This is a genomic window from Butyricicoccus sp. OF27-2pH9A (assembly GCF_027693185.1).
GTDB classification, from domain to species: Bacteria; Bacillota; Clostridia; order Oscillospirales; family Butyricicoccaceae; genus Agathobaculum; species Agathobaculum butyriciproducens.
This window is the reverse complement of sequence record NZ_JAQEXK010000007.1, coordinates 86353-110841: the sequence shown is the minus strand read 5'-3', so window position 1 is coordinate 110841 and position 24489 is coordinate 86353. Positions and strand designations below refer to the sequence as shown.

Genomic DNA, 24489 nt, shown 5'->3' with positions numbered 1-24489 from the left:
GCGCTTATGCTTGCCGGGCTCGTTCCGTCGGCGGGGCTTTCAGCCAGACCTGCTCATGCCGCAGGAGGCACTCTTCGCCAGAGGGGCGCATTCCATGCAGGCTGTTATGCACAGGGCACTCTTACGCAGAGGGCGTTCCGGCAGATACCATTTTCTTTTTGGGAAAACGTTACCTGCCGGAAATCAAAGCCGGATACGGCAGAAAGGGGGAAACGGAGCATGGCGATTTTTCATTATACAGTAAAGATTGTTGGACGCAGCAAAGGGAAATCCATCATATCAGCATCTGCGTATCTCAATGGTGATGTGATGAAAAATGAAGAAACAGGCAGGATCAGCTACTACACTGCCAAAAAAGAAGTCGTTTATACCAGCCTGTTGATGTGTGAAAATGCACCACAGGAATGGCTGAACGTACCTGCTGAAAATATCAGACGGTTTCAGAAATCTGCCCGATATAAAAGAGCAGATAACAAAGATGCTGCACTGGGAAAATTTAAACTTACTTTTCAGAAACAGCGTTTATGGAATGAAGTTTTGAAGATTGAGAAGACCTCGGATGCACAACTCGGCAGGTCATTTGAATTTTCGCTTCCGAAAGAATGGAGCCGACAGGAACAGATTGATTATACAACTGAATATATTCAAAAGACCTTTGTAGATAAGGGAATGTGTGCGGACTGGAGTATCCACGATAAAGGAGATGGAAATCCCCATGTGCATTTACTTGTGACGATGCGACCATTCAATCCAGACCACTCATGGGGGAACAAAGAAATCAAGGATTGGGAGTTTGTCAGAGATGAAAATGGAAATATTGTGGTGGATGAATCCCATCCGGACTGGTGGCAGGATAAAAAGAACCCTGACCGTCATGGAATCCGAATCCCCGTACTTGATGAAAATGGAGTCCAGAAAGTCGGGACAAGGAACCGCAAACAGTGGAAACGTGTATTAACCGATGCTACCGGGTGGAACAATCCGAAAAATTGTGAGCTATGGCGGAGCGAATGGGCAAACGTCTGTAATGCACATTTGAAAACGGAAAATCACATTGACCACCGTTCTTATGCAAGGCAGGGAAAATTAGAGATACCGACGATCCATGAGGGCGCAGATGCCAGAAAAATTGACGAGAAATTTCAAAACGGACAGACATCCTCTACTTCATGGAAAGTAGAGGAAAACCAGATCATAAAAAGACAAAATGCACTGCTGGATAAAATACAGATTTCTTTTGGAAAAGTATCCAGTGCATTAACACAATGGAAGGAGCGATTGCGTGACATTAGAAGAAAGCCGGGAAGTCATTCCCATGATGGAGACAATGATAAACCAGATCGAGGAACAGCAGAATCTTATGGCAGAGATGGTACAGGAATTGCAGGAACGGGACAGGCAGCTCCTGTCTTTTCAGGAGCAGAACCAGAGTTTAAAAAGCTTAAACAGCGAATTATCCAGGCTGCTAAATCTTTTGCCAGATACAGAAGAACTGCTCTCACAGATCGAGCAACAGAAAACCAGAATCGAACAGTTGGAAAACGAGAATCAGCAATGGCAGGAATTAACGCAGAAGCTGAACAACGAGAACAGCTTATTGCAGAAACAGAACAGCGAATTGCTGACCTTAAACAGCAGATAGAGAAAGCGAGGGAGATCGATGAGCGAATGCAGAAACTTAGAGAACGTCGGGCAGGTGGAAGAACTTCTGCTGATGACCGAACAGATGCAGGACGAACTGGATCAGAAAGACCAGACAATCCAGGAACTAAACAGGCAGCTAAGCGAATCGCTGACCTTGAACGAGAAATTGAACAGCGAAAACAGAGCCGAGAATATCGAAGCATTGCGGACAAGATTAAGGCAAACAGAGGAACGATTGACCAGCGAGACAGACAGCAGGAAAAGAGCCGACGCAGAAGCCGTGGCATGGAAATTTAAGTATGAAAAAGCAGAGCAGGAAAAACTTTATGCACAGACACACCAAAAGACGGTAGAGGTAGCTGTTGAGAAAAAAGTGCCTTATGAGAAATGTGAAAAATGTGACCGTACTGCTTACCGGAAAGCAAAAGAAAAATGCGATAGCCGTAAAAGCCAGTTAGAAAAGAAATATAAAAATATGACGATTGGTTATGAAAGTATCTTGTTTCTACTGGCATGGTACAGCATAACAACAACACTGTTTACTGCGATTCTTTCGCCGGTTTTCCTTAACGACTGTATCGTCTTTTTCGGTGCGTTAGGAAAAGGAATGGGAAGTTTATTTCGGGAGTTTGTGACAGGTGCAGACTCTTTCGGACAGTTAAGCAGTGGAATACCTAACAGTATTCTTTCCGGGATTGTGTACTGGCTGATTGCCGGTACTGTCATGGCAATTTTATTCGTAATAACCGGGTGGCTGATAATCGGGATTGGTTATCAGGTAGGAAAAATCTACCGGAAATATTGTTGGGATATCATCAGTATCGTGGTAGCGATAACGAGTACAGCTGTTGTAATTTACTTTGGAGAATGGATTAAAAACGCTAATCCGATAAATCTTATTGTATTGCTATTACTGTCGCATATTATTTATATTGGAATCAGATGTTATGTGAAAGACTGGATGGAAGAACGAGGATATTATTAAAAGAGGACAGAGAAATTTCATAATCTTCCTGTCCTTAGTAAGGGACTATTGATTGTTTATATAAAGAAAAAGTATATAAATAAATCTTGACAATTAGTACGAACTCGGACTATACTATAAAAGTCCGGATTCGTACTAATTTAAGGAGAAAAAAGATGAGAAAAGATAATAATATGATAATACAGTTGCAACGATATTATGCTTTATGGAAAGAATGTACAGCAATGTATGAGGAATGGTCAAAGGATCAGGGACTGTCTTCAAATGGAGTTTTTGCTTTGTATTCATTTTATGAAAGTAATGGAAGATGCACGCAGAAAATGATAAGTGAAAAATGGAATATACCTAAGCAAACGGTAAATACGATACTAAAAGATTTTCAGAAAAAAGGATACATCAATATGGTATCTGATGATTCAGACAAGAGAAATAAGCTGATATGCCTCACAGAATCAGGAATGGAATATACGAAAGATATCATAGAAAAACTGCACTCAAAAGAAATATATGTAATCGAAAAAATGGGATTAGAGAATATAGAAAGTCTTAATGATAATACAGAGCTGTTTATCAGACTTTTCAAGGAAGGAGATTGTAAGAAAAATGAATCATAAATCATTATTTTTTAAATATGTTATTCCATCTATTATAGCATTTGCATTATCAGGAATATATGCGATAGTGGATGGATATTTTGTAGGCAATACCATAGGAGATGCTGGACTTTCGGCTATTAATATTGCATATCCGATTGTGGCTTTGATTCAGGCTCTTGGAACAGGAATTGGTATGGGAGGAGCTGTTTATTACTCAATTAATGCAGCAGAAAAGAAAGGAAAACGGGCAGAAGAATTTATTGCTACAAGCTGGTGGCTTCTTGTAATAGTAAGTGTTATCAGTACCATAATTATTTACTCCTTTTCGTCTAAAATTTTAGGATTGCTTGGAGCAGATGGAATTATATTAACAAATGCGACAGATTATATCAAAATTATAGCACTTGGAGCAATATTGCAGATTCTTGGAACTGGAATGATGCCATTCATTAGAAATTATGGAAACTCTTTCTGGTCAATGTTTGCGATGGTTGGTGGATTCATAACCAATATTGTTCTGGATTTTATCTTTGTATGGATATATGAAATGGGCATGAAAGGTGCAGCCACAGCTACAATAGCCGGACAGGGTGTGACTGCAGCAATTGCAATCATATACGCATTATATAATAAAAAGTTTTATGTGTATGTATCCTTAAAAAATGTAAAAGAAATGTATGGCGCTATATTCAGAGTAGGTCTTGCACCATTTGGGCTAGCATTGACTCCTAATATTTCATTGGTGTTTATAAACCGATTCTCCGCTTCTTATGGGGGAGAAAAAGCTATTGCAACTTATGCATGTGTATCCTATATTATCTGTATCATATATCTCATATTGCAGGGCGTAGGTGATGGAAGTCAACCTTTAATGAGCCGTTTTTATGGTGAGAAGGATCAAGAAAGCCTGAGAGGAGTTCAGAGAATGGCATACATTTTTGCAATAATTCTTGCTGTTTGTGGTGGAATTATCATGTATGTAAACAGAGCAAATATTGGAGGGGTTTTCGGAGCTTCTTATGAAGTAAGTATTGAGATTTCTAAAATTGTACCTATATTTTTAGTGTCATTACCATTTGTTGCGATTACCAGAATAGCGACAGCTGGATTTTATGCTACTGAAAAAAGTGGATTGTCATACATTCTTACATTCATTGAACCAGTATTGATGCTGATATTTATGCTTGTTTTACCACCTTTATTTGGTGGACAGATTATGATATGGTGGAGTACGGTATTGGCACGTGTTTTTTCAGCGATTCTGGCATTCATACTAATAAAATATTGCGAAAAGGGAGATTTGCAATATGGAATACAGAAAATTTAACAATCAGATAGTAGCAAGAATAATCTAGGTTTATCTATTGTATTTTTAAGGACAGCCTCATAGCAATAGGGCTGTCCTTTTAAAATTATGAAGCTAATTTTTAATAAATTCTAGTAGATTTTGATTGGAATAATCATAACTCTAATGAATCTTCAGCATCTACCCACATCTGTAAATTCCCATCAAGATATAACCTTGCATATTCTAATGGCTCATCGATTGCAAGCGATGTCAAAGCACAATCAGATCCAGGTGTGGTTCTTAAATTTTTTTCTGCTTCCCAACAATCAATACGGAGTATATAGCCCGTATTAGTATATACATCAATGCTGTTGCACTGTGGATTGTATTCTGCAAATATTGTTCTCATCGTATCCCATCTCCTTATCATTTAATCAATCAGTAGTAGCAAAAATTAAGAAGCATTTCAATCAGTTCACCATGTCACTTTTATTTTGTGTTATACTGTCTTATAGATTTTTCTTGCCCTTGTATTTGCCCTTATCAGAGTGCATAAACACTGATGGGACGATATAACACAAGGGAAATAATAAGGGAAAGCTCACCTGCGACAAATCCAGTGTTTTCAAGGGGGTGCGAAGAATTTAATAATAAAATATAACAGTTATTAAATTTCTTAAAACAGATGAAATCTCAATCGAAATTTATAAAGGAGAATATTGATGAAATTATTTTTATGTTCGCACTTTTCAAGTGTAGGAAGTCTGATAAAGGAAGAAATTGAAAATAAGAAAGTCGCATTTATTCCAACAGCTTCACTGCGTGAAGGCTACACCGGTTATGTCGGCTCGGCTCGAAAATTATTCAAAAAGTTGGGAGCGATCGTAACTGAAATTGATATTTCAACGGAGGCTTATTCAACGATACAGTCTGTTTTTGAAGAAGCAGATGTGATATATTTTACCGGCGGAAATTCTTTCTTTCTTATGGACCAGCTCCGTAAAACGGGAACTGATGGACTGCTGAAAAAGGAATTGGCAAATGGAAAATTGATGATCGGCGAGTCGGCAGGCGCAATTATATGCGCTCCAAGCATCCAATATATCGAGCAAATGGATGAAAAGCCGGAGGACTACTCACAAGAAGATGATGCAGGGATTGATTTGATTGATTTCTATGTTCTTCCGCATTATCTTACAGCACCATTTAAGAAAGTTACTGAGAAAATAATGACTGAGTTTTCGGATTTGAATCTATGCCCAATTAACAACCGTCAGGGAATTGTAATTGATGGTGAAGATTCAAAGGTTATTTGCAAAGACTAATTTGAAAATTCCAGTTTGTTGAACTGAATAGCATATTCTGACCGATAGGAGCAAGGTTAAACCCCACCTCGCTCCTTTTCCAATGCTTAAAGTTCCGTCAAATCGATGAAGGTTTTGGCGGATAGGCTTATATCAACACAAAAGGTACAAGGGAGGACTGATCCCTTTGCTGTATTCAAGGAGAGAACGCTGTGCTCTCTCCTTTTTATTTTGCGCGTATGCCAAATTGAGAATGGAAAATGTCAAATCTCCACGCTCATTCTCAATTCTCAATTACTCCACCCTTGCGTAAATCCAGCCATTCCGGGCAAAATAAATGCGGTGATGAAAATGAAACTACAAACTCCCGCAGTCTTTGCGCTGGGCGCGGCCGGCTACGCCGCGCTTGAGCTTCTCTGGCGCGGACGCACCCACTGGACCATGGCGCTGACCGGCGGTGCGGTTCTGGTCGGTCTGCGGCAGCTGCGGCGGCGCGTACACGAGGAAAACCCGCTCTCCCGCTGCCTGTGCGGCGCGGCATGCATCACGGCGGCAGAATATGTGGTCGGCTGCACGGTCAACCGGCATTTCCGGCTGCGCGTGTGGGATTACTCGCATGAATTCGGCAACGTTCAAGGACAGATCTGCCCGAAATACGCGGCGCTGTGGGCGCTGCTCTCCGCACCGATCATGCTGCCGAAATAAGGCAGAAATGTGTACCTCTCCCCTTGCAATACGGTTTTCAATGTCTTATAATAGTGGTAAACTATGCAGAAAAGGAGACACACCATGCTGATTGCAGTCAATGCAGGAAACAGCCGCGTTTTGCTCGGCGGCTATGAGGAGGACGGACAGGTTTTTTCTGCCTCCATCGCAACCGAGCCCAAGCTGACGCGCGATGACTACGCCTGCAAGCTGCAGCAGGTGCTTTTGCTGTACGGCGTGAACGTGCGCCGCATCCACGGCGGTATTGTCAGCTCGGTCGTTCCAAGCATGGTCGGCGTGCTCGAGGGTGCGCTGCGCCTGCTCGGCATCCGCGATGTCATCGAGGTATCAAGCGGCGTCAAGACCGGACTCAACATCCGCTCCGAGCAGCCGCGGCAGGTCGGCTCGGACCGCGTAGCCGCTGCGGTGGCCGCCCGTGCAAAGGGAAAGCTGCCGTGCGTGGCAGTTACGCTCGGCACCGCGACCACGTTCACCGCGCTCGATGGGGCCGGTGCGCTGGTCGGCTCGGCCATCACGGCGGGCGTGCAGCTGAGTCTGCTCGCGCTCCGCGAGCAGGCAGCGCAGCTTCCGGCGGTCGCCATCGACGCCAAGGACGAGGGCATTCTCGCCCGGAACACGGTCGATGCCATGCGCGTCGGCGCGGTTTACGGCGCGGCGTCGCTCGTGGACGGCATGGTCGAACGCTTTGCGGAGGCGCTCGGAGAAACGCCCTACGTCGTGCTCACCGGAGAGCTTGCGCCGCTCGTCACTCCCTATCTGCGTATCCCGTTCGAGTACGATGAAAGCCTTGTGCTCGACGGTCTGCACCTGATTTGGAAGAAAAATCGGGGTTGAAAGAGATTTGGCAGCGAATTTCTATCGCTGACCACCACAATTTTTGTATTGCGCTGTACCTGTCAAAGCAGGACGGCAGCAGGAGGAATTACAAATGAATAACAAAACTACCAATGTACGGTATCTCGCGCAGCTGGCGCTGCTGGCGGCGATCGAGGTCGTGATGAAGCTGATGGGTCTGGGCAGCGTGCCGGTCGGCCCGCTGTACATGTCGTTCCTGACCGTGCCGATCGCTGTCGGCGCGATGACCATGGGCCCGACCGCCGGTGCGATTCTCGGCGGCGTATTCGGCTGTGTCAGCTTTAAGGATGCGCTTGCAGGCGGCGGTATGACCGGCATGTTCTTCCAGATCAGCCCGATCAACACCTTCGTTCTGTGCGTTGTCATGCGCGTGCTGATGGGCTGGTGTGTCGGCCTGCTGTTCCGCGTGCTGCGCCGCATGGACCGCAAGAAAAGCTGGAGCTATTTCGTCGGTGCGATGTCCGCGCCGTTGCTGAATACCATTTTCTTCATGGGTTACATCGTTCTGGTGTTCTACAAGACCGACTACATTCAGGAGCGCGTTGCCTCTCTCGGCGTGGCTAACCCGCTGTCCTTCGTGGTTGCACTGGTCGGCGTACAGGGTCTGATCGAGATCATCGTCGGCTGTGCGGTCGGCGGCGTGCTCGCCCGTGCGGTAGCATCGTTCCTCGGTCATCGTGCACCTGCAAAAGCAGAATAAATAATTGCTAATTGCGGCAGTTTCTCTCATTTTTCGCAGAGAAACTGCCGTTTTGCGTTCCCGGAAAACCTTTCCGCGCCCAGAGAATTTCCGTGCCGCCAAATGTCCGGCAGAATAGAAAAGGTTCACAGCGTTGTTTTCATGCTCCGCGCGGCATAGTAATAGCGGAGGTGAAAAAATGCAAAAAAATCACGCAAAACGCACGGCGCTCGCCCTGTTCCTGCTGTTTGCGGTGACAGTCTCCGCGCAGGCGGCAAAAATCGCCGAGGTCATCCCGATCGGGCACACGGTCGGCATCAAAATGCAGGCGGAGGGCGTGCTGATCGTGCAGCTGACCGAGGTGCAGGGCGCGGACGGCACGCACTCCCCTGCGAAGGAGGCGGGCGTGCAGGAGGGCGATGTGCTGTGCCGCGCCGGTGAGACCGCGCTGCACTCGAACGATGATCTGCAGAAGCAGGTCGCGCTCTCGGCGGGACAGCCGATCAAGCTGACGCTCGAGCGCGGAGACGCAGAGAAAAGCGTCACGGTAACGCCGTGCAGGGACAAGACCGGTGCGTACCGCATCGGCGTGCTCGCGCGCGACAGTCTGGCAGGAATCGGCACACTGACCTACGTTGACCCGCAGACCGGCGCGTTCGGCTCGCTCGGTCACGGCATCTGCGACAGCGAGACCGGCGTGCTGCTGCCGCTGCAGGAGGGCACGATCATCCACTCGACGGTGAGCAGCGTGCAGCGCGGCAAGGCGGGTGAACCGGGTTCGCTGCAGGGCGAATTTTCGACCGAAAAAGCGCTCGGAACCGTGGCGCAGAACACAGAAAGCGGCATTTTCGGCACCATAACGGACGATTCGCTGTACAGCGAGCTGCAGTGCGTGCCGGTCGCGTCGGCAGACGAAATCAAAATCGGTGACGCGGAAATCCTGTCCAACGTGGACGGCGACAGCGTGCAGCGTTATTCTGTCCAGATTGTCAAGCTCTATCCGGCGAACGACGAATACGGGCGCAGCATGATGCTCCGCGTGACCGATTCGCAGCTTGCGGAGAAAACCGGCGGCATCGTGCAGGGCATGAGCGGCAGTCCGATCCTGCAGAACGGCAAGCTGATCGGCGCGGTAACGCATGTGCTGGTCGATAATCCGATGGAAGGGTATGGCATTTCGATGGAGAAAATGCTGGCGGCAAGCTGACAGAAAGAGTGGAGAATTCGCACAGGCAGGCGTTTTGCAACGGCTTACCATTTCCGCAGGGGCGCACATTGTGCGCCCTTTCTTTCGGGTTGATAACCACTGTTTTGTTGTCGAAAACCGCAGTTTTGCTTGTATTTTGTCTATTTCCGGGGAATTTTGAAAATATGCGGGAATTGCAAAAGCGGTCGGTCTGACCGGTCGTTTCGGGTAAATCGACAGATTTTGTCGAATTCTGTCTGCAATTTTCTGTCCATATTTTTACAAAAGGTCTTGCAAGTTATGGTAGTATATGGTAATCTATTGCCAAGAAAAAGAGATAAACTTTATCGGAAAGCTGGTTATGATATATGAATGAGAAAATGAGAATTTTACTTGCAGACGACGACACCGAATTTTGCGCGCGCATGTCGGCGGTGCTGGACAGTGCGGACGATTTTGAGCTGGTCGGCATTGCGGAAAACGGCGAAAAGGCACTTTCCGCGGTCAATGAACTGCGGCCGGATGTACTTATCATTGAACTGATGCTGCCGGTGATGGACGGCATGAGCGTACTCAGCCGCCTGCACGAACAGGACGGACCGCATCCGGCGGTGATGGTATTCTCGGCGTTTGCAAGTCCGCAGATCGGCGCGGAATGCGCGGCGCTCGGCGTGGATCTGTTCCTGCGCAAGCCGATGGAGCCGCAGGCGGTCTGCGAACGACTTCGCCTGTGGCGGACCGGTCAGCTGCGCGCGGTCAAGGCCGAGGAAAGCATGGCGCTTGAGCTCCGCGTGACCGAGGTGATTCATCAGGTGGGCGTGCCGGCACACATCAAGGGCTACCAGTATCTGCGCGAGGCCATCATGATGGCGGTCGAGGATATCGAGTCGGTCAGCGCCATCACCAAGGTGCTGTATCCGTCGATTGCCAAAAAGTTCAAGACGACCTCCTCCCGCGTGGAGCGCGCCATCCGGCACGCGATCGAGGTCGCATGGGATCGCGGCGACATCGAAACCCTGCAGAATTACTTCGGCTACACAGTTTCGGGCATCAAGGGCAAACCGACCAATAGCGAATTTATCTCGATGATTGCCGACCGGCTGCGCCTGCAGATGCGTTTTGGGGCGTAAAAAACAATCACCGAAAAACGAAACACCGGCGCAGACCATAACAGTCTGCGCCGGTGTTATTATTTAGATAATTTAAGGCTCGTCCACGATTTCCAGCTTGTCGAGTGCGAATTCCACGCACTTTAGGATCAGCTCATTGCGTGTGCGTCCGGTGCGTGCGGCAACGCGATCAAGCTGTTTTAGCACCTCATTCGGCATCCGGCAGGACACAACCGAGGTCTCTCCATAGCTCTTTTTTGCGCGAATAATAAACTTTTCTTCTTTATCCATAATCATCATACCTCTGTATTATTCTACCCGATTATTTGTAGTGTTTGTATATTACAAATGTTTACAAGTGTAGTGTTATGTGGTATACTATCAGAAAAGAAACGGAGCTGAAGTGATGAACCAAACTGTAATTATGGCAATTGTTTTCTCCATCCTTATTATAGGATTATCAATTTTACTAATCAAATTTTGGATTGAAGCAATAAATGAAAATGCTAAGGAAGAACAGAAAAACTTAACTCCTTCAAAATATCCTGATGGATTTACATGTACGAGACAGTGGAGAAGATGGCATTTTGACGACACGCATCAAAAAATCTGTGTATTAATGGAAAATATGAAATCAACCCTGACTTTTTCCTTTTCTCAAATAAAGGATGTATCTGTGCTCAGTGATATGACCTCTATGCAAAATGGTAGTCCTGTCGGTCGTGCTATTGTCGGCGGTATCCTCGCAGGCGGTATTGGCGCCATCATCGGTGTTGGCAGTGGCCTGTCAGATTCCGAAGCATGCAAATCCCTGAAAGTTCGCGTTACTCTATTTAACGACCAATTTATTGATGAACCTTTTATTGCTCAGCCTGTTAAAACATCTAGTGCGTTTTACAGAAATATCTGTGCAAGCTGTAGCGAACTGTACAGTACGCTATCTCAGGCCTATTATACTGGTCATCCTGATATTCCAAATCCCGTCGAAGAAAGCCATATTGATCTGACCCAAGAAATCTCACTGCCGGATGACACTTCCAGCAATCAATAAAGCGTGCAAAAAACCGCAGCGCCCTCTCGGGCGCTGCGGTTTTCAGGTGATATGCATTTTCCTTATGTCAAATCAATGAGCCAATCTCGGGCGGTTCCGGCTTTTTCGGCTCGTTACGGTTTTCCACGCCGAGAACCTCTGCGCGGACGTCCTCCTCGATCTCCTTCTTGCTGCGGCGGCGGTCCAGACGCGAAATATACAGATACTTCCGGATCACGAACAGGATGCCGATCGACAGCACGGCGATCAGATTCTCGATCGGCGAGGTATGCTCGACGATCATCTGACGCGCGATGGCGAGGAGCATAACGTCAACCACCGAGTCGATGGTGTAGCTGGTAATCATCTTGATCAGCTCGATGCCGATGATGATCAGGCAGGCCGAACTCATGCGTGCCTGCAGATACGCCGGATCACCGAACAGCTTGTTCATATCGGTCATGGCGACCATGCCGATACCGGACACGATGCACGCGATCAGGATCACCATGCCAAGGGTGATCTCAACCGCTGTTGCGGCGTTGGAGAGCTTGTCTCGAAAATCAGAATTCATGGCAGTCTCCCTTTCTCTACTCCTCATTTTTACATTCCCTTTTCTGCAGTTTTGTAATTTTTTATCAGTCTGTGTCTCATTTCTTGATATAAATTTAACATAGTTTTTGCGCCTTGTCAATTATTTTAACAAGTTTTGTATGGTTTACTGGTTTCTCACAAGTTTTTTATGCACTTTATCCTCATTTTAGTTATTTTGCATAATAACTTTTTATTTTTGTTGTGAGAAATTATTTGCGTTTATTTTTTGACAAACTTATCATTGTTAAGCTATAATAATATTAGAGTAAACCAATAAAAAGGCAATGCCATGCAATCAAAGGCACTGCAAAGAAAATTCTTTGAAACGGGGTGGGCAAATGGCTAATCCGCTGTTGCAGCACTACATCAAGCTGACAGAATTTCTCGGACAGGCACTTGGACCGGATTATGAGGTTGCTCTGCATGATATGACCGACAAAAACCGCTCCATAGTAGCCATCGCCAACAATCACATCAGCGGCCGGGAGATCGGCGCACCGCTTACCAATGTGGCGCTTAAAATCCTGATGGATAAAAGCTACGAAACGCAGGACTACCGCCTGCACTACTGCGGCCTCTCTGCCGAGGGCAAAACGCTGCGTTCGAGCACAATGTTCATCAAGCACAACGGCAAGCTGGTCGGCATGCTGTGTATCAACTTTGACGACAGCCGGTATCTGGCCGCCAGCGAAAACGTGCTGCGGCTGTGTCATCCGGATATTTTTATCGACGACCATATCGCACCGCAGCAGGCCGAACCCGGTGATCCGTTCCCGCGAGCGGTTCCGGCAACGACCGAGAGCTTCCACAACTCGATCGACGCGGTGGCAGGCGATGCGGTCGGCCGCGAGCTGATCCGCCTCGGCGTGACCGCCGGCCGTCTCACGCCGGACGAGCGCATGCAGATCATTGCTTCGCTTGAAAACGGCGGTATCTTCCTGCTGAAGGGCGCGGTCAAGGATGTGGCCGACGCGCTGCACTGCTCGCAGGCCAGTGTGTACCGCTATCTTTCCCAGATTAAAAAGGACGACAGCAATTCCGCTTCGGAATAACATTTTCACAATGCAAATGACAAAAACGGCAGAATCCGAGCGGAATGCTCGCGGTTCTGCCGTTTCACTTTTTTATCTGCTAAATTGCTCACAGGAGGTATACATTATGTTTCGAGAGTACATGCGCCGGTTGTTCTGGCTGATTCTGGGTGTTGCGGTCAGTTCGATCGGCATTGCGATGATGCTGCAGGCGAATGTCGGACTCGAGCCGTGGAGCGTGCTGCAGCAGGGCATGTCGCTGCGAACCGGCATGACCTACGGCACAGCGTCCGCTATCGCAGGCGCGGCAGCCATCCTCACGGCCGTGCTCTTCGGCGAGAGCTTCGGCTTAGGCACGATCATCAACATTGCGGGCTGCGCAGTCATAATCGACGCGATTCAGGCGGCGCACCTCATCCCGCAGATGCACGGATTGGTGAGCGGCATTGCCATGCTCATCGGCGGTCTGGAGCTGCTTGCGCTCGGCACCTGGCTGTACATGAAAAGCGCGCTCGGCAGCGGCCCCCGTGACGCGCTGATGGTCGCGCTCGCGCGTAAGTTCGGGCGGTCTGCCGGCGTGTGCCGCGCGGTCGTGGATGTGCTCGTAACGGTCATCGGCTTCTTTCTCGGCGGTCCGGTCGGTATCGGCACCATTATTTCCGCCGTCGGACTGGGTCCGTTGATCAACCTCAATTTTGCAGCCGTGCGGTTCCGTCCGGCAAAAGTTCATCAGGAAAATGTGACGGAAACCATTGCGAGAATTTCCGGAAAGCGGTAATTCTCCATTTTTCATTATCAATTTCAATTTATTTGTGGTCGCATCTCCGGCACTGAACCATCTCACTCATTGGGTCTGCCCTTTTCTTTTGCATATGCACAAAATTCTCCCGTAAAACACAAAAACCGCCCCGTAGACCGGAGCGGCATTTCCTCAAATACTTCAGCTATTGGGAACGGCGGCTCGGTGCAGCGAGCCGCCGTTTGCAGCTATATTACAGCGCGGCGCCCCGGTTTTGTCAAGTGACAGAACCGGGGCTGTTGTTTTTCACGTTTTTTACAAAATCACACATCCTGCGCCCGATAATACGGAACCGGGTCTGCTGTGCCGAACAGGCCAATCCCATCCATATCCTCGATGAGCAGTGTATCATCGGTTTTGCTGACATACAAATTCAGCCAAATATCATCGCCGCTATCGGCTACCGACTGACACCAGTCGGGCAGGCTCCCTACCACCTCGGTATCGTACAGCGTGAACGCAACCGTGTACATATCGTACTGATCGGACGGATACGCCTCCGGATAGTAATACTCGTCGGGGTCGTCGTACAGACACCACGCGTCGGCCGTGCTCTTGAACGTGCCGCCGTCCGCCGAGGTATACAGAATCGCCCATTCATCACTCGACTGGTCGTAGTGCAGACGGAAGGTGTCGCTGTTATCGATCACCATGCCGCTGTCCGTGCCGAGAATGCTGCTGAGATCCTGCGCCGCATAGCTGTAATCCGAATCGTAATCCGGCGCGGGGGAATTTCCGAAGCTGCTCTCGATTTCCGGCACCAGATCATCCACCACGAACGCGATCAGCGTCGGCACAAACTGCAGCAGAGCGATAACAATTATCGCAATCACCGCACCCTTTGCGCGTTTTTTCTTGGGCTTATCCTGGATAGGACGCGACTTGCTCTTAGCCGTTTTCGCCGAGCTGCTGTTCTCTATCGTCGGATGATATTCGGTGTAGGTCTCGCGCGGCTTGCCGCGCCATTTCGGCTCGGGTCTCGTCATGCGGCCCTTGCTGCCCGCGCGTGCGCCGCACATCGGACATACGCGTTCCTCATCGTCAAAATGGATACCACAGTGCTGACATTTCACAGGACACACCTCCCTTTTACTACCTCCATCATACCAGAGATATACCGTTCAGGCAAGAGAAAAAGGATACACAAGTGTGTATCCTTTTTCTGTTATTCGAGATTGAGCCTGTGCGTGAGAATCCAGCGCGTCACAAGGAAATACACCGCATCGCTGATGAGTTCGAATACGCAGCAGAACCGCAGCATGAGATGCGCCGCATCCATCGGCGTGATGGTCTGCATGGTGCTGTCAAGCCAGCGTACCATCGCATCGGCAAGCGCCTCCGGCATGACATTGCCCCCGCCCATCATCACCAGAAGCAGGAGAACCTGCAGGGCGGTAGAAAGAACAACGTACCACACGACCGACATCAGCAGGCGGTGCTTGCTCGCCAGATGGCCGAGCGCGATGCACAGGTAGAGGAACAGCGCCATACCCGCAATGCCGAGGACAGCCAGCACGAGCAGCTCCAGCCCGAACAGCAGGCCGCCGCTCCGCGCCACACCCTTTATCATATCGACAAACAGGGTGCCGAAGGACATATCGGCAAAAATGCCGATGCTGAGGAACGCCGCGATGCCGCTCAGCGCGATCATAACCACCGCGATAATGGTTTTACTGAGCAAATGCTGCGTCACCGTGACCGGCAGGGTGAACATGAGGTAGCCCTCACTGCCGAGCAGGTTTTTGTAAAAACGCTGGATGAGAATGACAGCCGTTACCACAAATGCCGCCATCATCACGCCCATATACAGCATGGAGCTGATGGCCGGCAGCATAAAGCCGAACGTGCTGTTCTGCGGGATACTGTACAGCAGGTGTGTGACGAACGACATTAAGATCAGCACGCCGTACAGCGGCAGACAGATACGCGCACAGGCTTTCCACTCATATTTCAGCAGCTTTAACATGCAAACACCTCCCGGAACAGTGCGTCAACCGATTTTCCGTGTTCCTCGCGGATATGGTCAACCGTATCGTGCAGCACCATCGCGCCTTCCTTGAGGAAAATAACCTCATCGAGCACACGCTCCACATCCGCGATGAGGTGCGTAGACAGCAGAACGGACGCGTCCTCGCTGTAATTCGAGAGAATGGTGCTCAGAATGTAGTCGCGCGCCGCCGGATCAACACCCGCGATCGGCTCATCGAGCACATACAGCTGCGCCTTGCGGCTCATGGTGAGGATGAGCTGCACCTTCTCCTGATTGCCCTTGCTGAGCGTTTTCAGACGGCTGAGCGGGTCGATCTGCAGCGAATCCAGCATGTCGGTTGCCTTTACGCGGTCAAAATCCGTGTAAAAATCCGCAAAGAACGAAATCAGGTCGTTGACCTTCATCGCATCGTTGAGATAGTTTTTGTCGGGCAGATAGCTGATGATGCTGTGCGTGTAGGTGCCCGGCGCCTGACCGTCAATGAGCACCGAGCCGCTTGTCGGCTGCAGCAGACCGTTCAGCAGCTTGATAGTCGTTGTTTTGCCCGAACCGTTCGGGCCGAGCAGACCGATAAATTGTCCGCGGCCGAGCGTCAGATTCAGATTATTGAGCGCGGTCTTTTTACCGTAGTTTTTTGTCAGACCCTGACAGATAACCAGTTCGTTGTTATCCATTTTTCTTCTCCTCCCCACTGCGTTTCTCCAGAAGCGCCACAATGTCCTGCTCGGTGAAGCCAAGCTGGCTCATGCCGGACAGAAATTCCGTGATGCGCTCTCCCGCGATTTGCTCTCTTACCTTACCAATCATTTCTCTGTCCTCCGTTACATAGCGTCCGCTCGTGCGGTTGGTGAACATCAGGCCTTCGCGCTCCATTTCCGCAAGCGCACGCTGCATGGTGTTCGGGTTGACACCCGCCTGAGCCGCCAGCTCGCGCACCGGCGGTACCTTTTCACCCGCCGCAAGCTGTCCGCTGACGATCTGCTCGGTCAGCTTTTCCACAAGCTGTTGATAGATCGGACGATCCCCCCGCAATTCCCATTGCATAAGCTCTCTCCTTTCGTTTTATTGTATTATGATAATAATACAAGTATACAGATTTGTCAATAGCCTTTGCTGAAATTTTTCTGCACCGCCCTGCGGGGTGCGCGAACTGCGTAAGCGGGTTCGACCCTAACGGGCGGCTCCTTTTCCTGCACCGGCTGACCGGGGCACGCGAACTGCCGCAGGCGGGGTCGCCCCTAACGGGCGGCTCTTTTTTCTGCACCGGCTGACCGGGGCACGCGAACTGCCGCAGGCGGGGTCGCCCCTAACGGGCGGCTCTTTTTTCTGCACCGGCTGACCGGGGCACGCGAACTGCCGCAGGCGGGGTCGCCCCTAACGGGCGGCTCTTTTTTCTGCACCGGCTGACCGGGGCACGCGAACTGCCGCAGGCGGGGTCGCCCCTAACGGGCGGCTCTTTTTTCTGCACCGGCTGACCGGGGCACGCGAACTGCCGCAGGCGGGGTCGCCCCTAACGGGCGGCTCTTTTTTCTGCACCGGCTGACCGGGGCACGCGAACTGCCGCAGGCGGGGTCGCCCCTAACGGGCGGCTCTTTTTTCTGCACCGGCTGACCGGGGCACGCGAACTGCCGCAGGCGGGTTCGCCCTAACGGGCGGGGTGTTTTTCGCTGAGATTCAGCGGTGGGGATTCGCCGTCTGCGGACGGCGGGACGTTGCGGCGCCCGCCGCGGGGGCAAAAAGGAAGGGACAACCTACGGTTTTCCTTCCTCTTTGAACTCCTACCTTTCCCTTGCTTCCTAATCTGGCGCAGATTGCCTACATGTGACCGCTCCGACATGGGAAACGGCAGAGGATTTTTTCTTCCGTGTCTTTCGCAACCTATTCGCAATGTCAGATACCGTTCTGCTACACATGCGGTTTCATCTCCGCAGGCGCGACATGTCTGTGTCGCGCAACTCGTTTGCGCGTTGTTGCGGACGGCACCTGCGAATTATAATTGATGTTAGACTTTACCTTATCGCACCCTACGGCATAAATCGTGCAAATGATAAAAATATATGCCATAAAATAACACCCGATAAACAAAAACGGAGAACGGAAAACCCTTACGGTAATTCTCCATTCTCCATTTTCCATTCTCAATTTTTCTCGATGTCTCGAAACACGTTCGGCAGGTACAGCTCATGCTTCGGAATCTTCTCCCACGAAAACGCTTTCACGAGCTCCTTCGCGGCAACCGGCTCTGCGGTGTCGGTCAGTCCTGCGGCGCAGGCGAGTGCGCCGATGACCTGCTCGGGTGTGAATTTTTCCCGCAGGAGGCCGAGGTCGAGGTCCTCATCGCGCTTGGACAGGCGGCGTCCGTCATGGTCGCACAGCAGCGGGATATGGATAAATTTCGGCGGCGTGAAGCCGAACAGCTCATACAGCCAGATTTGGCGCGGCGTACTGCCGATGAGATCGTGCCCGCGCACGACCTCGTTCACGCCGGACAGGCCGTCATCCACCACAACCGCCAGCTGATACGCGAACACGCCGTCCGACCGCCGGATGATGAAGTCACCGCACTCCTCGGTGAGCGTTTCAGTGTAATCGCCGTACACGCCGTCCATGAATGTGATGGTGCGCTCGGGAACGCGCACGCGCGTTGCAGGCGCACGCTTCTTTCGCTTCTCCGCGACCTCTTCGGGTGTCAGGTCGCGGCACGTTCCCGCATAGACCACGCGCCCGTCCGACAGGTGCGGCGCGCTTGCGGCGTGCAGGGCCGCTCTCGAGCAGAAACACGGGTACAGCAGACCTTTTTCGCGCAGAATCGCCTCGTATTTCTCGTAAACAGCCGTGCGCTCGGACTGATACGGGATTTCGCCGTCCCAGTCTAACCCTAACCACCGCAGATCGTCGATAATTAAATCCGCGAAGCTGCGCGGACAGCGCATTTCGTCCAAATCCTCAATCCGCAGTAGAAATTCGCCGTTCTGCTGCCGCGCACTCAGCCATGCCAGCAGCGCGCACAGCACGTTGCCGAGGTGCATGCGGCCGCTCGGACTGGGTGCAAAACGTCCGATGGTGTGCATGTTTTTCACTCCTTATTGCTTTTTCTTCTTGGGTTTCGGTGCCGGAAGTTCGTCATACATGGCACGCAGCAGCTTCTGCAGGAGGGCGGCATCGTCGGTTTTCGTCACCCGCAGCATGGGTTTTGCGCCGTCGTACGGAAATTCATAAGGCGCATCCGGAAGGCAGCTTAGCGCAGCTTTGACCGGCTTGACCAACAGGCGGTTATCATAAATTCCGCCGACGATTTTGCCGTTGTAATAGAGTATGTACTCCCCCATCATGGGTCGATGCGTTACGCCGTCCAGTCCGGACAGGCGGTCTAATATTTCCGCAAGAAATTCTTTTGTGGTTGCCATTATCGTCCTCTTTTCCAAGGTTTCCCCGTCACATAGCCTTTTTGATACCAGTATTCGTCGTCAACGGGATTCATTTTGCGCTTTTTATGGAACAGGCGGTACATATAAAACAATCCCTTGACCTTCGCGCACGGCGTAACATTTCCGGCATTTTTCCGAATGGCAGAAACCGTTTTCTCCACCTTTTGCTCGATTTTGTGCATGAAATTCTCGGGCATGCTGCTCCAGTCGTATCCCCATACAGCCTGCGTGATAACGTGCGTGCGGCCGACGCCCCAGTAGTTCATGCTGTCGCGCAAATCCCTGACGGTGGATTTCATGCCGCCGCCCGCTGCGGTCGTGATGATGAGCGCCTGCTTGCACATCAGCGACAGGTCAGGACGATGCACCAGCCAACGGTACGCAAAGTGGTCGAGCAGGGTCTTGACCTGCCCCGGAATGTGGTAAACATAGGTCGGCGCACAGAAAACGATCAGCTCGGAGTCATCAATCGCAGCGATGAGCTTCTGCATGTAATCGTGCCCGCCGCACTTGTCCTCGCGGCCGTTCATGCACGCATAGCAGCCCGCGCAGACATGCGGCATGTCCTGCGGCAGATAAAATTCGTGCAGCGTGCCGCCCGAAAGCAGGCGGTCGAGCACCATCTGTGCAATGCCGTAGGTGGACGATTGGGTTTTCCGTTTGTGCGGATAAATTATGGTTATGTTCACAGTGAACACCCTTTCTTGTGTGGAACAAATGACAGGATTGTGTGATTCTCCGCTGCGCGGGCGAGCACTTTTCGCCCCTGCGGCTGCACAGGTGCAGATCATTGACGAGTGACACGCTCTCCGCTCTCACGCATCCTCCTGCCTTCAAACTCCTACCTTGTAATATTACCACATTCACCCTATGCTTTACAACTCCCCTGCTTTCTTGTATAATGTAGGCAAACGAGGTGACGCACATGAAAAAACGAATGCTTGCGCTGCTGCTGGGTCTCCTCTGTGCCGGACTGACGGCCTGCAGCAGCACGGACACCGCCGCAAAGGACGAAACGCCGTCCGCGCCGACCGTCGAGCAGCCCGAGCCGGAACCCACGCCGGAGGAGGTCCGCCGGACGGCGGCGGAGCAGTATGCGGACGGCTTGACGCTCGAGGAGCAGGTCGCGCAGATGTTCTTCGTGCGCTGTCCGGAGACCGACGCGGCGGCGCTGACCGCGCAGTACGACATCGGCGGTTATCTGCTGTTTGCGCGCGATTTTGACGGACAGACCAAAGAATCCGTCGCAAATACCATCGCAGCCTACCAGAATGCCGCAAAAACGCCCATGCTCATCGGCGTGGACGAGGAAGGCGGCACGGTCGTGCGCGTCAGCTCCAACCCGGCGTTCCGTGCAGCGAAATTCCGCTCGCCGCAGGCGCTGTACAGCGAGGGCGGCTTTGACCGCATCACGAGCGACACCGCCGAGAAAGACGCGCTGCTGCGCGATTTGGGTATCAACGTCAATTTTGCACCCGTGTGCGACGTTTCGACCGACCCGAGCGATTTTATTTACGCGCGCAGCTTCGGCATGGACGCCGAGCAGACCGGCACATACGTCCGCACGGTGGTTACGCAGATGGTCAGCGACAAGACCGGCATGGTGCTCAAGCACTTCCCCGGCTACGGCAATAACGCGGACACGCACACCGGCATCGCCATCGACGAGCGGCCGATGGACACCTTCCGGCAGTCGGATTTCCTGCCGTTCGAGGCGGGCATCGAAAGCGGGGCGCAGTCGGTTCTCGTCAGCCATAATGTGGTAAACTGCATGGACGCCGACCGGCCGGCATCGCTCTCCGCCGAGGTGCACCGCATTCTCCGCGAGGAACTCGGCTTTGACGGCGTAATCCTGACCGATGACCTCATCATGGATGCCATCCGCGATTACACCGGCGGCGAAAACGCGGCGGTGCTTGCCGTGCAGGCGGGCAATGATATGCTCACCTCGTCGGATTTCGAGACCCAGTACAACGCCGTGCTTGCTGCCGTGCAGGACGGCACGATTTCCAAATCGCAGATTCACGCTTCCGCCGTGCGTGTCATCGACTGGAAAATGCAGCTTGGACTGATTTCCTATGATGCGTAAACAACAGAGTCCCGGCCTTGTCGCTTGACAAAGCCGGGACTCTGCGCTATAATCTTAAGTACAAACGGCGGCCTGCTGGTAACGGGCGGTCGTTCCCCATAGTTAAGTGTTTGAGGAAACGCCGCTCCGGTTACGGGGCGGTTATTTCTTTATGTATCCTAAGATACCAAAGACGATCGTGGTGATCAACTGAAACAACAGCAGTGTTTCGGAAATTGACATCCAGATCACCTCCCTTTTTATCGAGGGAGGAACAACCTTTTTTCACCGTTTGCACCTTGATTATAGCATGTGTGTCATATTGTGTCAATCAACCGTCTTTTCAGGCGGTTTTTTATTTTTTTGCTGCAAGAGACGGACGCATGTATCCGTCTTTTTTCTGTCATGAAATGCAAAAAACCGCCCTAAAAGGCGGCTTATTGACAGATTTCGATTGTATATGCTATAATCGAAACGGACAAGTTCACATAGCGGTCAGACCCTCTTTCCTTTCCCGCTGTCTGCGGCAGGAAGGAGGTGGCGCGAATGCGGAAAAAGGCATTTCAGCTTTTCGTATGTGCAGTAATCCTGCTGTACATCTTCTGTATAAAAGCGCGATGACCGCTCGTCTGACTCACGAACGGTCATCATAACAAATTTCGATGACTGAGGGTCTGACTGCTGAACAGTGTCCTCTTGGGTATATTATACCCGAGCAGCCCCGGCTTTGTCAAGCGACAAGGCCGGGGTTCCCTTTTACCTTTTGTGTTGATATAAGCCTATCCGCCAATCCCTCAGTCGATTTGACGGAACTTTAAGCATTGGAAAAGGAGCGAGGTGGGGTTTAACCTTGCTCCTATCGGTCAGAATATGCTATTCAGTTCAACAAACTGGAAGTTGTTCTAAATCTTCTCGGTTGCACCTTCTTGCCCTTCGGACAAGGAGTCTCCCTCGTTCAAAGTTCTTACAAAATTTCTGTTTAACGATTTCTTTTTCCGGTATTTTCTGTCCCTCGGATTTCCTCATGATAGAAATAATCCACGATTACCGGATGTCCCTGCGGGACTCTGCCATAAGGCATTTCATTATCCACAAAGGGACAATCATACTTCTTAGCCATTTCCTCAGCTTTTACTTCAAGTGCTTCAAAGTAGCTGCGGTTATGCTTGTTATAGATCTCGTCGTAAAGCGGTACAAGATCAGGATATTTTTCGGCGATATAATCCATGATCGTCTTTTTGAAGCCGCCTCGAAGATTGAGATTTTCGAGCCAGAACAGATCGCACTGATCCTTTACCCGCTCAAAGATTGCTTCAAAATCCGTGATACCGGGGAATACCGGGGATACGAAACAGACTGTACGGATTCCTGCGTCATATACCTGCTTCATAGCAGCGATACGCCGTTCAATGCTCGAAGCAGAGTCCATATCGTTCTTGAAATTTTCATCCAGTGTGTTGATCGACCATGAAACGGTTACTCGTCCAAGCTTCTTCAGCAGATCAATATCCCTTACCACAAGATCCGACTTTGTACAGATCAGAATATCTGCGTCACTGCCGATCAGCTGCTCCAGAAGTTTTCGGGTATTCCCGAATTGCTCCTCCTGTGGATTGTAGCCATCTGTCACAGAACCGATGACCACCCGCTGTCCGGCAAATTTCTTCGGATTTTTAATTTCCGGCCAATGCTTCACATCAAGGAAAGTGCCCCATTCCTCCGTGTGTCCGGTAAAACGCTTCATAAAAGAAGCATAGCAATACTTGCAGGCATGTGTACAGCCTACATAAGGATTGACCGAGTAACCGCCTACCGGCAGACTGGACTTGGTCATGATGTTCTTTGTTTCCACCTCACGAATGAGGATTCCATCGATTACTTCTGCCATGATCTCTGCACCTCTAATACTTTATTGAATTCCTCCGGCATTTCCTGAATCATATTTTCATCCCCTATGATAGGGACAAGGTCTTCCTTCATAAACACCGGAATGCCGAGCGCATGTGCTTGGTCTGTCAGAGACCATGCCCACTCCGGCTCCGTATGAACCTTCCTGCTCTGAACTCCAGTCATGGTGCCGACAACGATCCAGTTGATTCCGGAAAGGTCAACTGTACTGGGATCGTCGAATAACGGCTCAAAGGTAACATGGTAATGCTTTGCTCTGACGTTTTTTCGAAGGGCGTCGATACGCCACAGTTCTGCTTTCCTCGTCACCGTAACGCCAAACCATGCGTTTTCCAAATCTGTATCAAAATCCAGCAGATCTGGTCGCTTTGTAAGGAACAGGAACTGATGCTGTGGATTTTCACGGATTTTTTCAAATACCTCGTCTCTCCATTCTGACTTCCAGCCGGAAAGATCGCTCATGCCGGTAAGAAGAAAGTTCTGCGGACGTTTCTTTTCCATCATCTTGAGCTTACCCGGAAAGAACTCAGGATCAGCGAAGTCATCGATCATATGCCAGCGTTTCACATTGTTGCGGGCATAGCAATATGCACACCCCACTGTGCAGCCGATGACGAGATTCATGTTCTGAATCTGATCTTTGATACAAATACTCATGACTTCTGCCACTCCTCAAGATTCTTTCTGATGCGGTCGAGGCATTCCTCAAACTGGGTAATTTCTTCCTCCGAAAAACCTTTGTAGTAAATACTGCCCATTTTATCAGATACAGAATCGTATTTGTCCTTTAAGGCATGTGCTTTTTCAGTCAGAAACAGGAGTGTTTTCCTTTTGTCCGCTTCAGACTGAACACGTCTTATCAGCCCTTGATTTTCCATTCTTTCCAGCATCGTAGTAAGAGAAGTTATCGCTAATCCACATTTAATCGAGAGTGACCTGATTGAGATTCCATCTTCCTGCCACAGTACATAAAGAATACGCCCCTGGGCTCCGTTAAACGCATCAATATTCTTTTCGCTGAGAATTTTCTCGAAAATCCGGTCTCCAAGCTGTTTTATTTTGGTAACAAGAAATCCGCCATTCATTTTCACGCAAAAACTCCTATATAGTATTTTATCAAATAATACTATATAGGAGTTTTGCTGTCAACAGTTTGTACGTCTAAGTAGAAGTAAATTTCGATTTTTATATTTGATTATAAAATAGATGTCTGCTGTTTGCAATGTATATTTATAAGCTCATTTCCCATAAGTACACAATTCTGAAAAG

27 protein-coding genes are annotated in these 24489 nt (G+C 50.1%); 14 read left to right on the top strand and 13 right to left on the bottom strand.

The genetic code is table 11. The features are described 5' to 3' along the window. Window positions 1–219 precede the first annotated feature (219 nt). The 4 genes from PG722_RS07390 (at window position 220) to PG722_RS07375 (ending at window position 4552) form a co-directional block, all read left to right on the top strand. Window positions 220–1941, top strand: a complete 1722-nt coding sequence (locus PG722_RS07390) for a MobA/MobL family protein (RefSeq protein ID WP_009243741.1) — start codon at window positions 220–222, stop codon at window positions 1939–1941. Beyond that, window positions 1925–2629, top strand: a complete 705-nt coding sequence (locus PG722_RS07385; protein WP_021369328.1) for a DUF6040 family protein — start codon at window positions 1925–1927, stop codon at window positions 2627–2629. Before PG722_RS07390 ends, PG722_RS07385 begins: the two co-directional genes overlap by 17 nt. Window positions 2630–2784: 155 nt before the next feature. Further along, window positions 2785–3243: a MarR family transcriptional regulator gene (locus PG722_RS07380; protein ID WP_108817235.1), complete on the top strand. Its 459-nt coding sequence runs from the start codon at window positions 2785–2787 to the stop codon at window positions 3241–3243. Further along, entirely contained in the window at window positions 3233–4552 is a 1320-nt protein-coding gene (locus PG722_RS07375) for an MATE family efflux transporter (protein ID WP_270580133.1), read from the top strand. The genes PG722_RS07380 and PG722_RS07375 overlap by 11 nt, the downstream gene beginning before the upstream one ends. A gap of 133 nt (window positions 4553–4685) precedes the next feature. On the opposite strand, the gene PG722_RS07370 is transcribed toward PG722_RS07375, so the two are convergent. Further along, on the bottom strand, window positions 4686–4943 hold the full coding sequence (locus PG722_RS07370; protein ID WP_009321643.1) for a DUF6061 family protein: 258 nt from the start codon (window positions 4941–4943) through the stop codon (window positions 4686–4688). Between the two features lie 292 nt (window positions 4944–5235). On the opposite strand from PG722_RS07370, the gene PG722_RS07365 reads away from it, so the two are divergent. From PG722_RS07365 to spo0A, 6 genes are all read left to right on the top strand, one after another. Further along, window positions 5236–5838 carry a Type 1 glutamine amidotransferase-like domain-containing protein gene (locus tag PG722_RS07365; RefSeq protein ID WP_007888235.1) on the top strand — a complete coding sequence of 201 codons (603 nt, stop codon included), beginning with the start codon at window positions 5236–5238 and terminating at the stop codon, window positions 5836–5838. Between the two features lie 330 nt (window positions 5839–6168). After that, the gene (locus tag PG722_RS07360) at window positions 6169–6522 is read left to right on the top strand and encodes a putative ABC transporter permease (protein WP_119215105.1); all 354 of its coding nucleotides are present in this window, start codon (window positions 6169–6171) and stop codon (window positions 6520–6522) included. Between the two features lie 84 nt (window positions 6523–6606). Continuing rightward, window positions 6607–7377, top strand: coding sequence for a type III pantothenate kinase (locus tag PG722_RS07355; RefSeq protein WP_270580130.1), 771 nt, complete (start codon window positions 6607–6609; stop codon window positions 7375–7377). A 94-nt stretch (window positions 7378–7471) separates the two neighbouring features. Continuing rightward, window positions 7472–8098, top strand: a complete 627-nt coding sequence (locus PG722_RS07350; protein ID WP_118360774.1) for an ECF transporter S component — start codon at window positions 7472–7474, stop codon at window positions 8096–8098. A gap of 178 nt (window positions 8099–8276) precedes the next feature. Beyond that, window positions 8277–9284, top strand: coding sequence for a SpoIVB peptidase (gene spoIVB / locus PG722_RS07345; RefSeq protein WP_270580129.1), 1008 nt, complete (start codon window positions 8277–8279; stop codon window positions 9282–9284). Window positions 9285–9643: 359 nt separating this feature from the next. Beyond that, entirely contained in the window at window positions 9644–10393 is a 750-nt protein-coding gene (gene spo0A, locus PG722_RS07340; RefSeq protein ID WP_270580128.1) for a sporulation transcription factor Spo0A, read from the top strand. 72 nt (window positions 10394–10465) lie between these two features. Here spo0A and PG722_RS07335 read toward each other — a convergent pair whose 3' ends face one another. Beyond that, on the bottom strand, window positions 10466–10663 hold the full coding sequence (locus PG722_RS07335) for an Arc family DNA-binding protein (RefSeq protein WP_158574392.1): 198 nt from the start codon (window positions 10661–10663) through the stop codon (window positions 10466–10468). Window positions 10664–10796: 133 nt separating this feature from the next. Here PG722_RS07335 and PG722_RS07330 point away from each other — a divergent pair, with 133 nt between their 5' ends. Further along, window positions 10797–11423 (top strand): hypothetical protein, encoded by a 627-nt coding sequence (locus PG722_RS07330; RefSeq protein ID WP_270580127.1) that lies wholly within the window; start codon window positions 10797–10799, stop codon window positions 11421–11423. Window positions 11424–11490: 67 nt separating this feature from the next. Here PG722_RS07330 and PG722_RS07325 read toward each other — a convergent pair whose 3' ends face one another. Next, the gene (locus tag PG722_RS07325) at window positions 11491–11976 is read right to left on the bottom strand and encodes a phosphate-starvation-inducible PsiE family protein (RefSeq protein ID WP_270580125.1); all 486 of its coding nucleotides are present in this window, start codon (window positions 11974–11976) and stop codon (window positions 11491–11493) included. A 358-nt stretch (window positions 11977–12334) separates the two neighbouring features. Here PG722_RS07325 and PG722_RS07320 point away from each other — a divergent pair, with 358 nt between their 5' ends. Both PG722_RS07320 and PG722_RS07315 read left to right on the top strand, forming a co-directional pair. Further along, the gene (locus tag PG722_RS07320) at window positions 12335–13048 is read left to right on the top strand and encodes a helix-turn-helix transcriptional regulator (RefSeq protein ID WP_270580124.1); all 714 of its coding nucleotides are present in this window, start codon (window positions 12335–12337) and stop codon (window positions 13046–13048) included. Between the two features lie 106 nt (window positions 13049–13154). Then, a complete protein-coding gene (locus tag PG722_RS07315; protein WP_270580123.1) occupies window positions 13155–13805 on the top strand; it encodes a YczE/YyaS/YitT family protein in 651 nt (216 codons plus the stop codon). A gap of 284 nt (window positions 13806–14089) precedes the next feature. Here the strand turns inward: PG722_RS07315 and PG722_RS07310 are convergent, their stop codons facing one another. The 7 genes from PG722_RS07310 to PG722_RS07280 all read right to left on the bottom strand — a co-directional run bounded on the left by PG722_RS07310 (window position 14090) and on the right by PG722_RS07280 (window position 19933). Next, a complete protein-coding gene (locus PG722_RS07310) occupies window positions 14090–14899 on the bottom strand; it encodes a hypothetical protein (RefSeq protein WP_270580122.1) in 810 nt (269 codons plus the stop codon). A 92-nt stretch (window positions 14900–14991) separates the two neighbouring features. Beyond that, window positions 14992–15792, bottom strand: a complete 801-nt coding sequence (locus tag PG722_RS07305) for a hypothetical protein (RefSeq protein ID WP_270384088.1) — start codon at window positions 15790–15792, stop codon at window positions 14992–14994. Then, window positions 15786–16490, bottom strand: coding sequence for an ABC transporter ATP-binding protein (locus PG722_RS07300; protein ID WP_110435051.1), 705 nt, complete (start codon window positions 16488–16490; stop codon window positions 15786–15788). The genes PG722_RS07305 and PG722_RS07300 overlap by 7 nt, the downstream gene beginning before the upstream one ends. Beyond that, window positions 16483–16860 (bottom strand): GntR family transcriptional regulator, encoded by a 378-nt coding sequence (locus PG722_RS07295; protein ID WP_117752382.1) that lies wholly within the window; start codon window positions 16858–16860, stop codon window positions 16483–16485. The genes PG722_RS07300 and PG722_RS07295 overlap by 8 nt, the downstream gene beginning before the upstream one ends. 1094 nt (window positions 16861–17954) lie before the next feature. Next, the gene (gluQRS, locus tag PG722_RS07290) at window positions 17955–18887 is read right to left on the bottom strand and encodes a tRNA glutamyl-Q(34) synthetase GluQRS (RefSeq protein ID WP_270580121.1); all 933 of its coding nucleotides are present in this window, start codon (window positions 18885–18887) and stop codon (window positions 17955–17957) included. A gap of 12 nt (window positions 18888–18899) precedes the next feature. Beyond that, on the bottom strand, window positions 18900–19223 hold the full coding sequence (locus PG722_RS07285) for a TfoX/Sxy family protein (RefSeq protein ID WP_117555256.1): 324 nt from the start codon (window positions 19221–19223) through the stop codon (window positions 18900–18902). After that, on the bottom strand, window positions 19223–19933 hold the full coding sequence (locus tag PG722_RS07280; RefSeq protein ID WP_270580118.1) for a flavodoxin family protein: 711 nt from the start codon (window positions 19931–19933) through the stop codon (window positions 19223–19225). Before PG722_RS07280 ends, PG722_RS07285 begins: the two co-directional genes overlap by 1 nt. 236 nt (window positions 19934–20169) lie before the next feature. Here PG722_RS07280 and PG722_RS07275 point away from each other — a divergent pair, with 236 nt between their 5' ends. Continuing rightward, window positions 20170–21333 (top strand): glycoside hydrolase family 3 protein, encoded by a 1164-nt coding sequence (locus PG722_RS07275; protein WP_270580117.1) that lies wholly within the window; start codon window positions 20170–20172, stop codon window positions 21331–21333. A gap of 958 nt (window positions 21334–22291) precedes the next feature. On the opposite strand, the gene PG722_RS07270 is transcribed toward PG722_RS07275, so the two are convergent. From PG722_RS07270 to PG722_RS07260, 3 genes are read right to left on the bottom strand one after another with little or no spacing between them, the layout of a single operon-like run. After that, window positions 22292–23200 (bottom strand): radical SAM mobile pair protein B, encoded by a 909-nt coding sequence (locus PG722_RS07270; RefSeq protein ID WP_270580116.1) that lies wholly within the window; start codon window positions 23198–23200, stop codon window positions 22292–22294. Beyond that, window positions 23188–23877: a radical SAM mobile pair protein A gene (locus PG722_RS07265; RefSeq protein WP_270580114.1), complete on the bottom strand. Its 690-nt coding sequence runs from the start codon at window positions 23875–23877 to the stop codon at window positions 23188–23190. Before PG722_RS07265 ends, PG722_RS07270 begins: the two co-directional genes overlap by 13 nt. Next, the gene (locus tag PG722_RS07260) at window positions 23874–24311 is read right to left on the bottom strand and encodes a radical SAM mobile pair system MarR family transcriptional regulator (RefSeq protein ID WP_186873841.1); all 438 of its coding nucleotides are present in this window, start codon (window positions 24309–24311) and stop codon (window positions 23874–23876) included. Before PG722_RS07260 ends, PG722_RS07265 begins: the two co-directional genes overlap by 4 nt. Between the last annotated feature and the right edge of the window lie 178 nt (window positions 24312–24489).

What these genes read in the sequence shown, in the direction of transcription:
- PG722_RS07365 (WP_007888235.1), top strand. Translation starts at nt 5,236, where the DNA reads ATGAAATTATTTTTATGTTCGCACTTTTCAAGTGTAGGAAGTCTGATA.
- PG722_RS07315 (WP_270580123.1), top strand. Translation starts at nt 13,155, where the DNA reads ATGTTTCGAGAGTACATGCGCCGGTTGTTCTGGCTGATTCTGGGTGTT.
- PG722_RS07305 (WP_270384088.1), bottom strand. Translation starts at nt 15,792, where the DNA reads ATGTTAAAGCTGCTGAAATATGAGTGGAAAGCCTGTGCGCGTATCTGT.
- PG722_RS07275 (WP_270580117.1), top strand. Translation starts at nt 20,170, where the DNA reads ATGAAAAAACGAATGCTTGCGCTGCTGCTGGGTCTCCTCTGTGCCGGA.
- PG722_RS07320 (WP_270580124.1), top strand. Translation starts at nt 12,335, where the DNA reads ATGGCTAATCCGCTGTTGCAGCACTACATCAAGCTGACAGAATTTCTC.
- PG722_RS07375 (WP_270580133.1), top strand. Translation starts at nt 3,233, where the DNA reads ATGAATCATAAATCATTATTTTTTAAATATGTTATTCCATCTATTATA.
- PG722_RS07355 (WP_270580130.1), top strand. Translation starts at nt 6,607, where the DNA reads ATGCTGATTGCAGTCAATGCAGGAAACAGCCGCGTTTTGCTCGGCGGC.
- spo0A (WP_270580128.1), top strand. Translation starts at nt 9,644, where the DNA reads ATGAGAATTTTACTTGCAGACGACGACACCGAATTTTGCGCGCGCATG.
- PG722_RS07270 (WP_270580116.1), bottom strand. Translation starts at nt 23,200, where the DNA reads ATGGCAGAAGTAATCGATGGAATCCTCATTCGTGAGGTGGAAACAAAG.
- PG722_RS07295 (WP_117752382.1), bottom strand. Translation starts at nt 16,860, where the DNA reads ATGCAATGGGAATTGCGGGGGGATCGTCCGATCTATCAACAGCTTGTG.
- gluQRS (WP_270580121.1), bottom strand. Translation starts at nt 18,887, where the DNA reads ATGCACACCATCGGACGTTTTGCACCCAGTCCGAGCGGCCGCATGCAC.
- PG722_RS07265 (WP_270580114.1), bottom strand. Translation starts at nt 23,877, where the DNA reads ATGAGTATTTGTATCAAAGATCAGATTCAGAACATGAATCTCGTCATC.
- PG722_RS07370 (WP_009321643.1), bottom strand. Translation starts at nt 4,943, where the DNA reads ATGATAAGGAGATGGGATACGATGAGAACAATATTTGCAGAATACAAT.
- PG722_RS07300 (WP_110435051.1), bottom strand. Translation starts at nt 16,490, where the DNA reads ATGGATAACAACGAACTGGTTATCTGTCAGGGTCTGACAAAAAACTAC.
- PG722_RS07380 (WP_108817235.1), top strand. Translation starts at nt 2,785, where the DNA reads ATGAGAAAAGATAATAATATGATAATACAGTTGCAACGATATTATGCT.
- PG722_RS07350 (WP_118360774.1), top strand. Translation starts at nt 7,472, where the DNA reads ATGAATAACAAAACTACCAATGTACGGTATCTCGCGCAGCTGGCGCTG.
- PG722_RS07325 (WP_270580125.1), bottom strand. Translation starts at nt 11,976, where the DNA reads ATGAATTCTGATTTTCGAGACAAGCTCTCCAACGCCGCAACAGCGGTT.
- PG722_RS07330 (WP_270580127.1), top strand. Translation starts at nt 10,797, where the DNA reads ATGGCAATTGTTTTCTCCATCCTTATTATAGGATTATCAATTTTACTA.
- PG722_RS07285 (WP_117555256.1), bottom strand. Translation starts at nt 19,223, where the DNA reads ATGGCAACCACAAAAGAATTTCTTGCGGAAATATTAGACCGCCTGTCC.
- spoIVB (WP_270580129.1), top strand. Translation starts at nt 8,277, where the DNA reads ATGCAAAAAAATCACGCAAAACGCACGGCGCTCGCCCTGTTCCTGCTG.
- PG722_RS07335 (WP_158574392.1), bottom strand. Translation starts at nt 10,663, where the DNA reads ATGGATAAAGAAGAAAAGTTTATTATTCGCGCAAAAAAGAGCTATGGA.
- PG722_RS07360 (WP_119215105.1), top strand. Translation starts at nt 6,169, where the DNA reads ATGAAACTACAAACTCCCGCAGTCTTTGCGCTGGGCGCGGCCGGCTAC.
- PG722_RS07390 (WP_009243741.1), top strand. Translation starts at nt 220, where the DNA reads ATGGCGATTTTTCATTATACAGTAAAGATTGTTGGACGCAGCAAAGGG.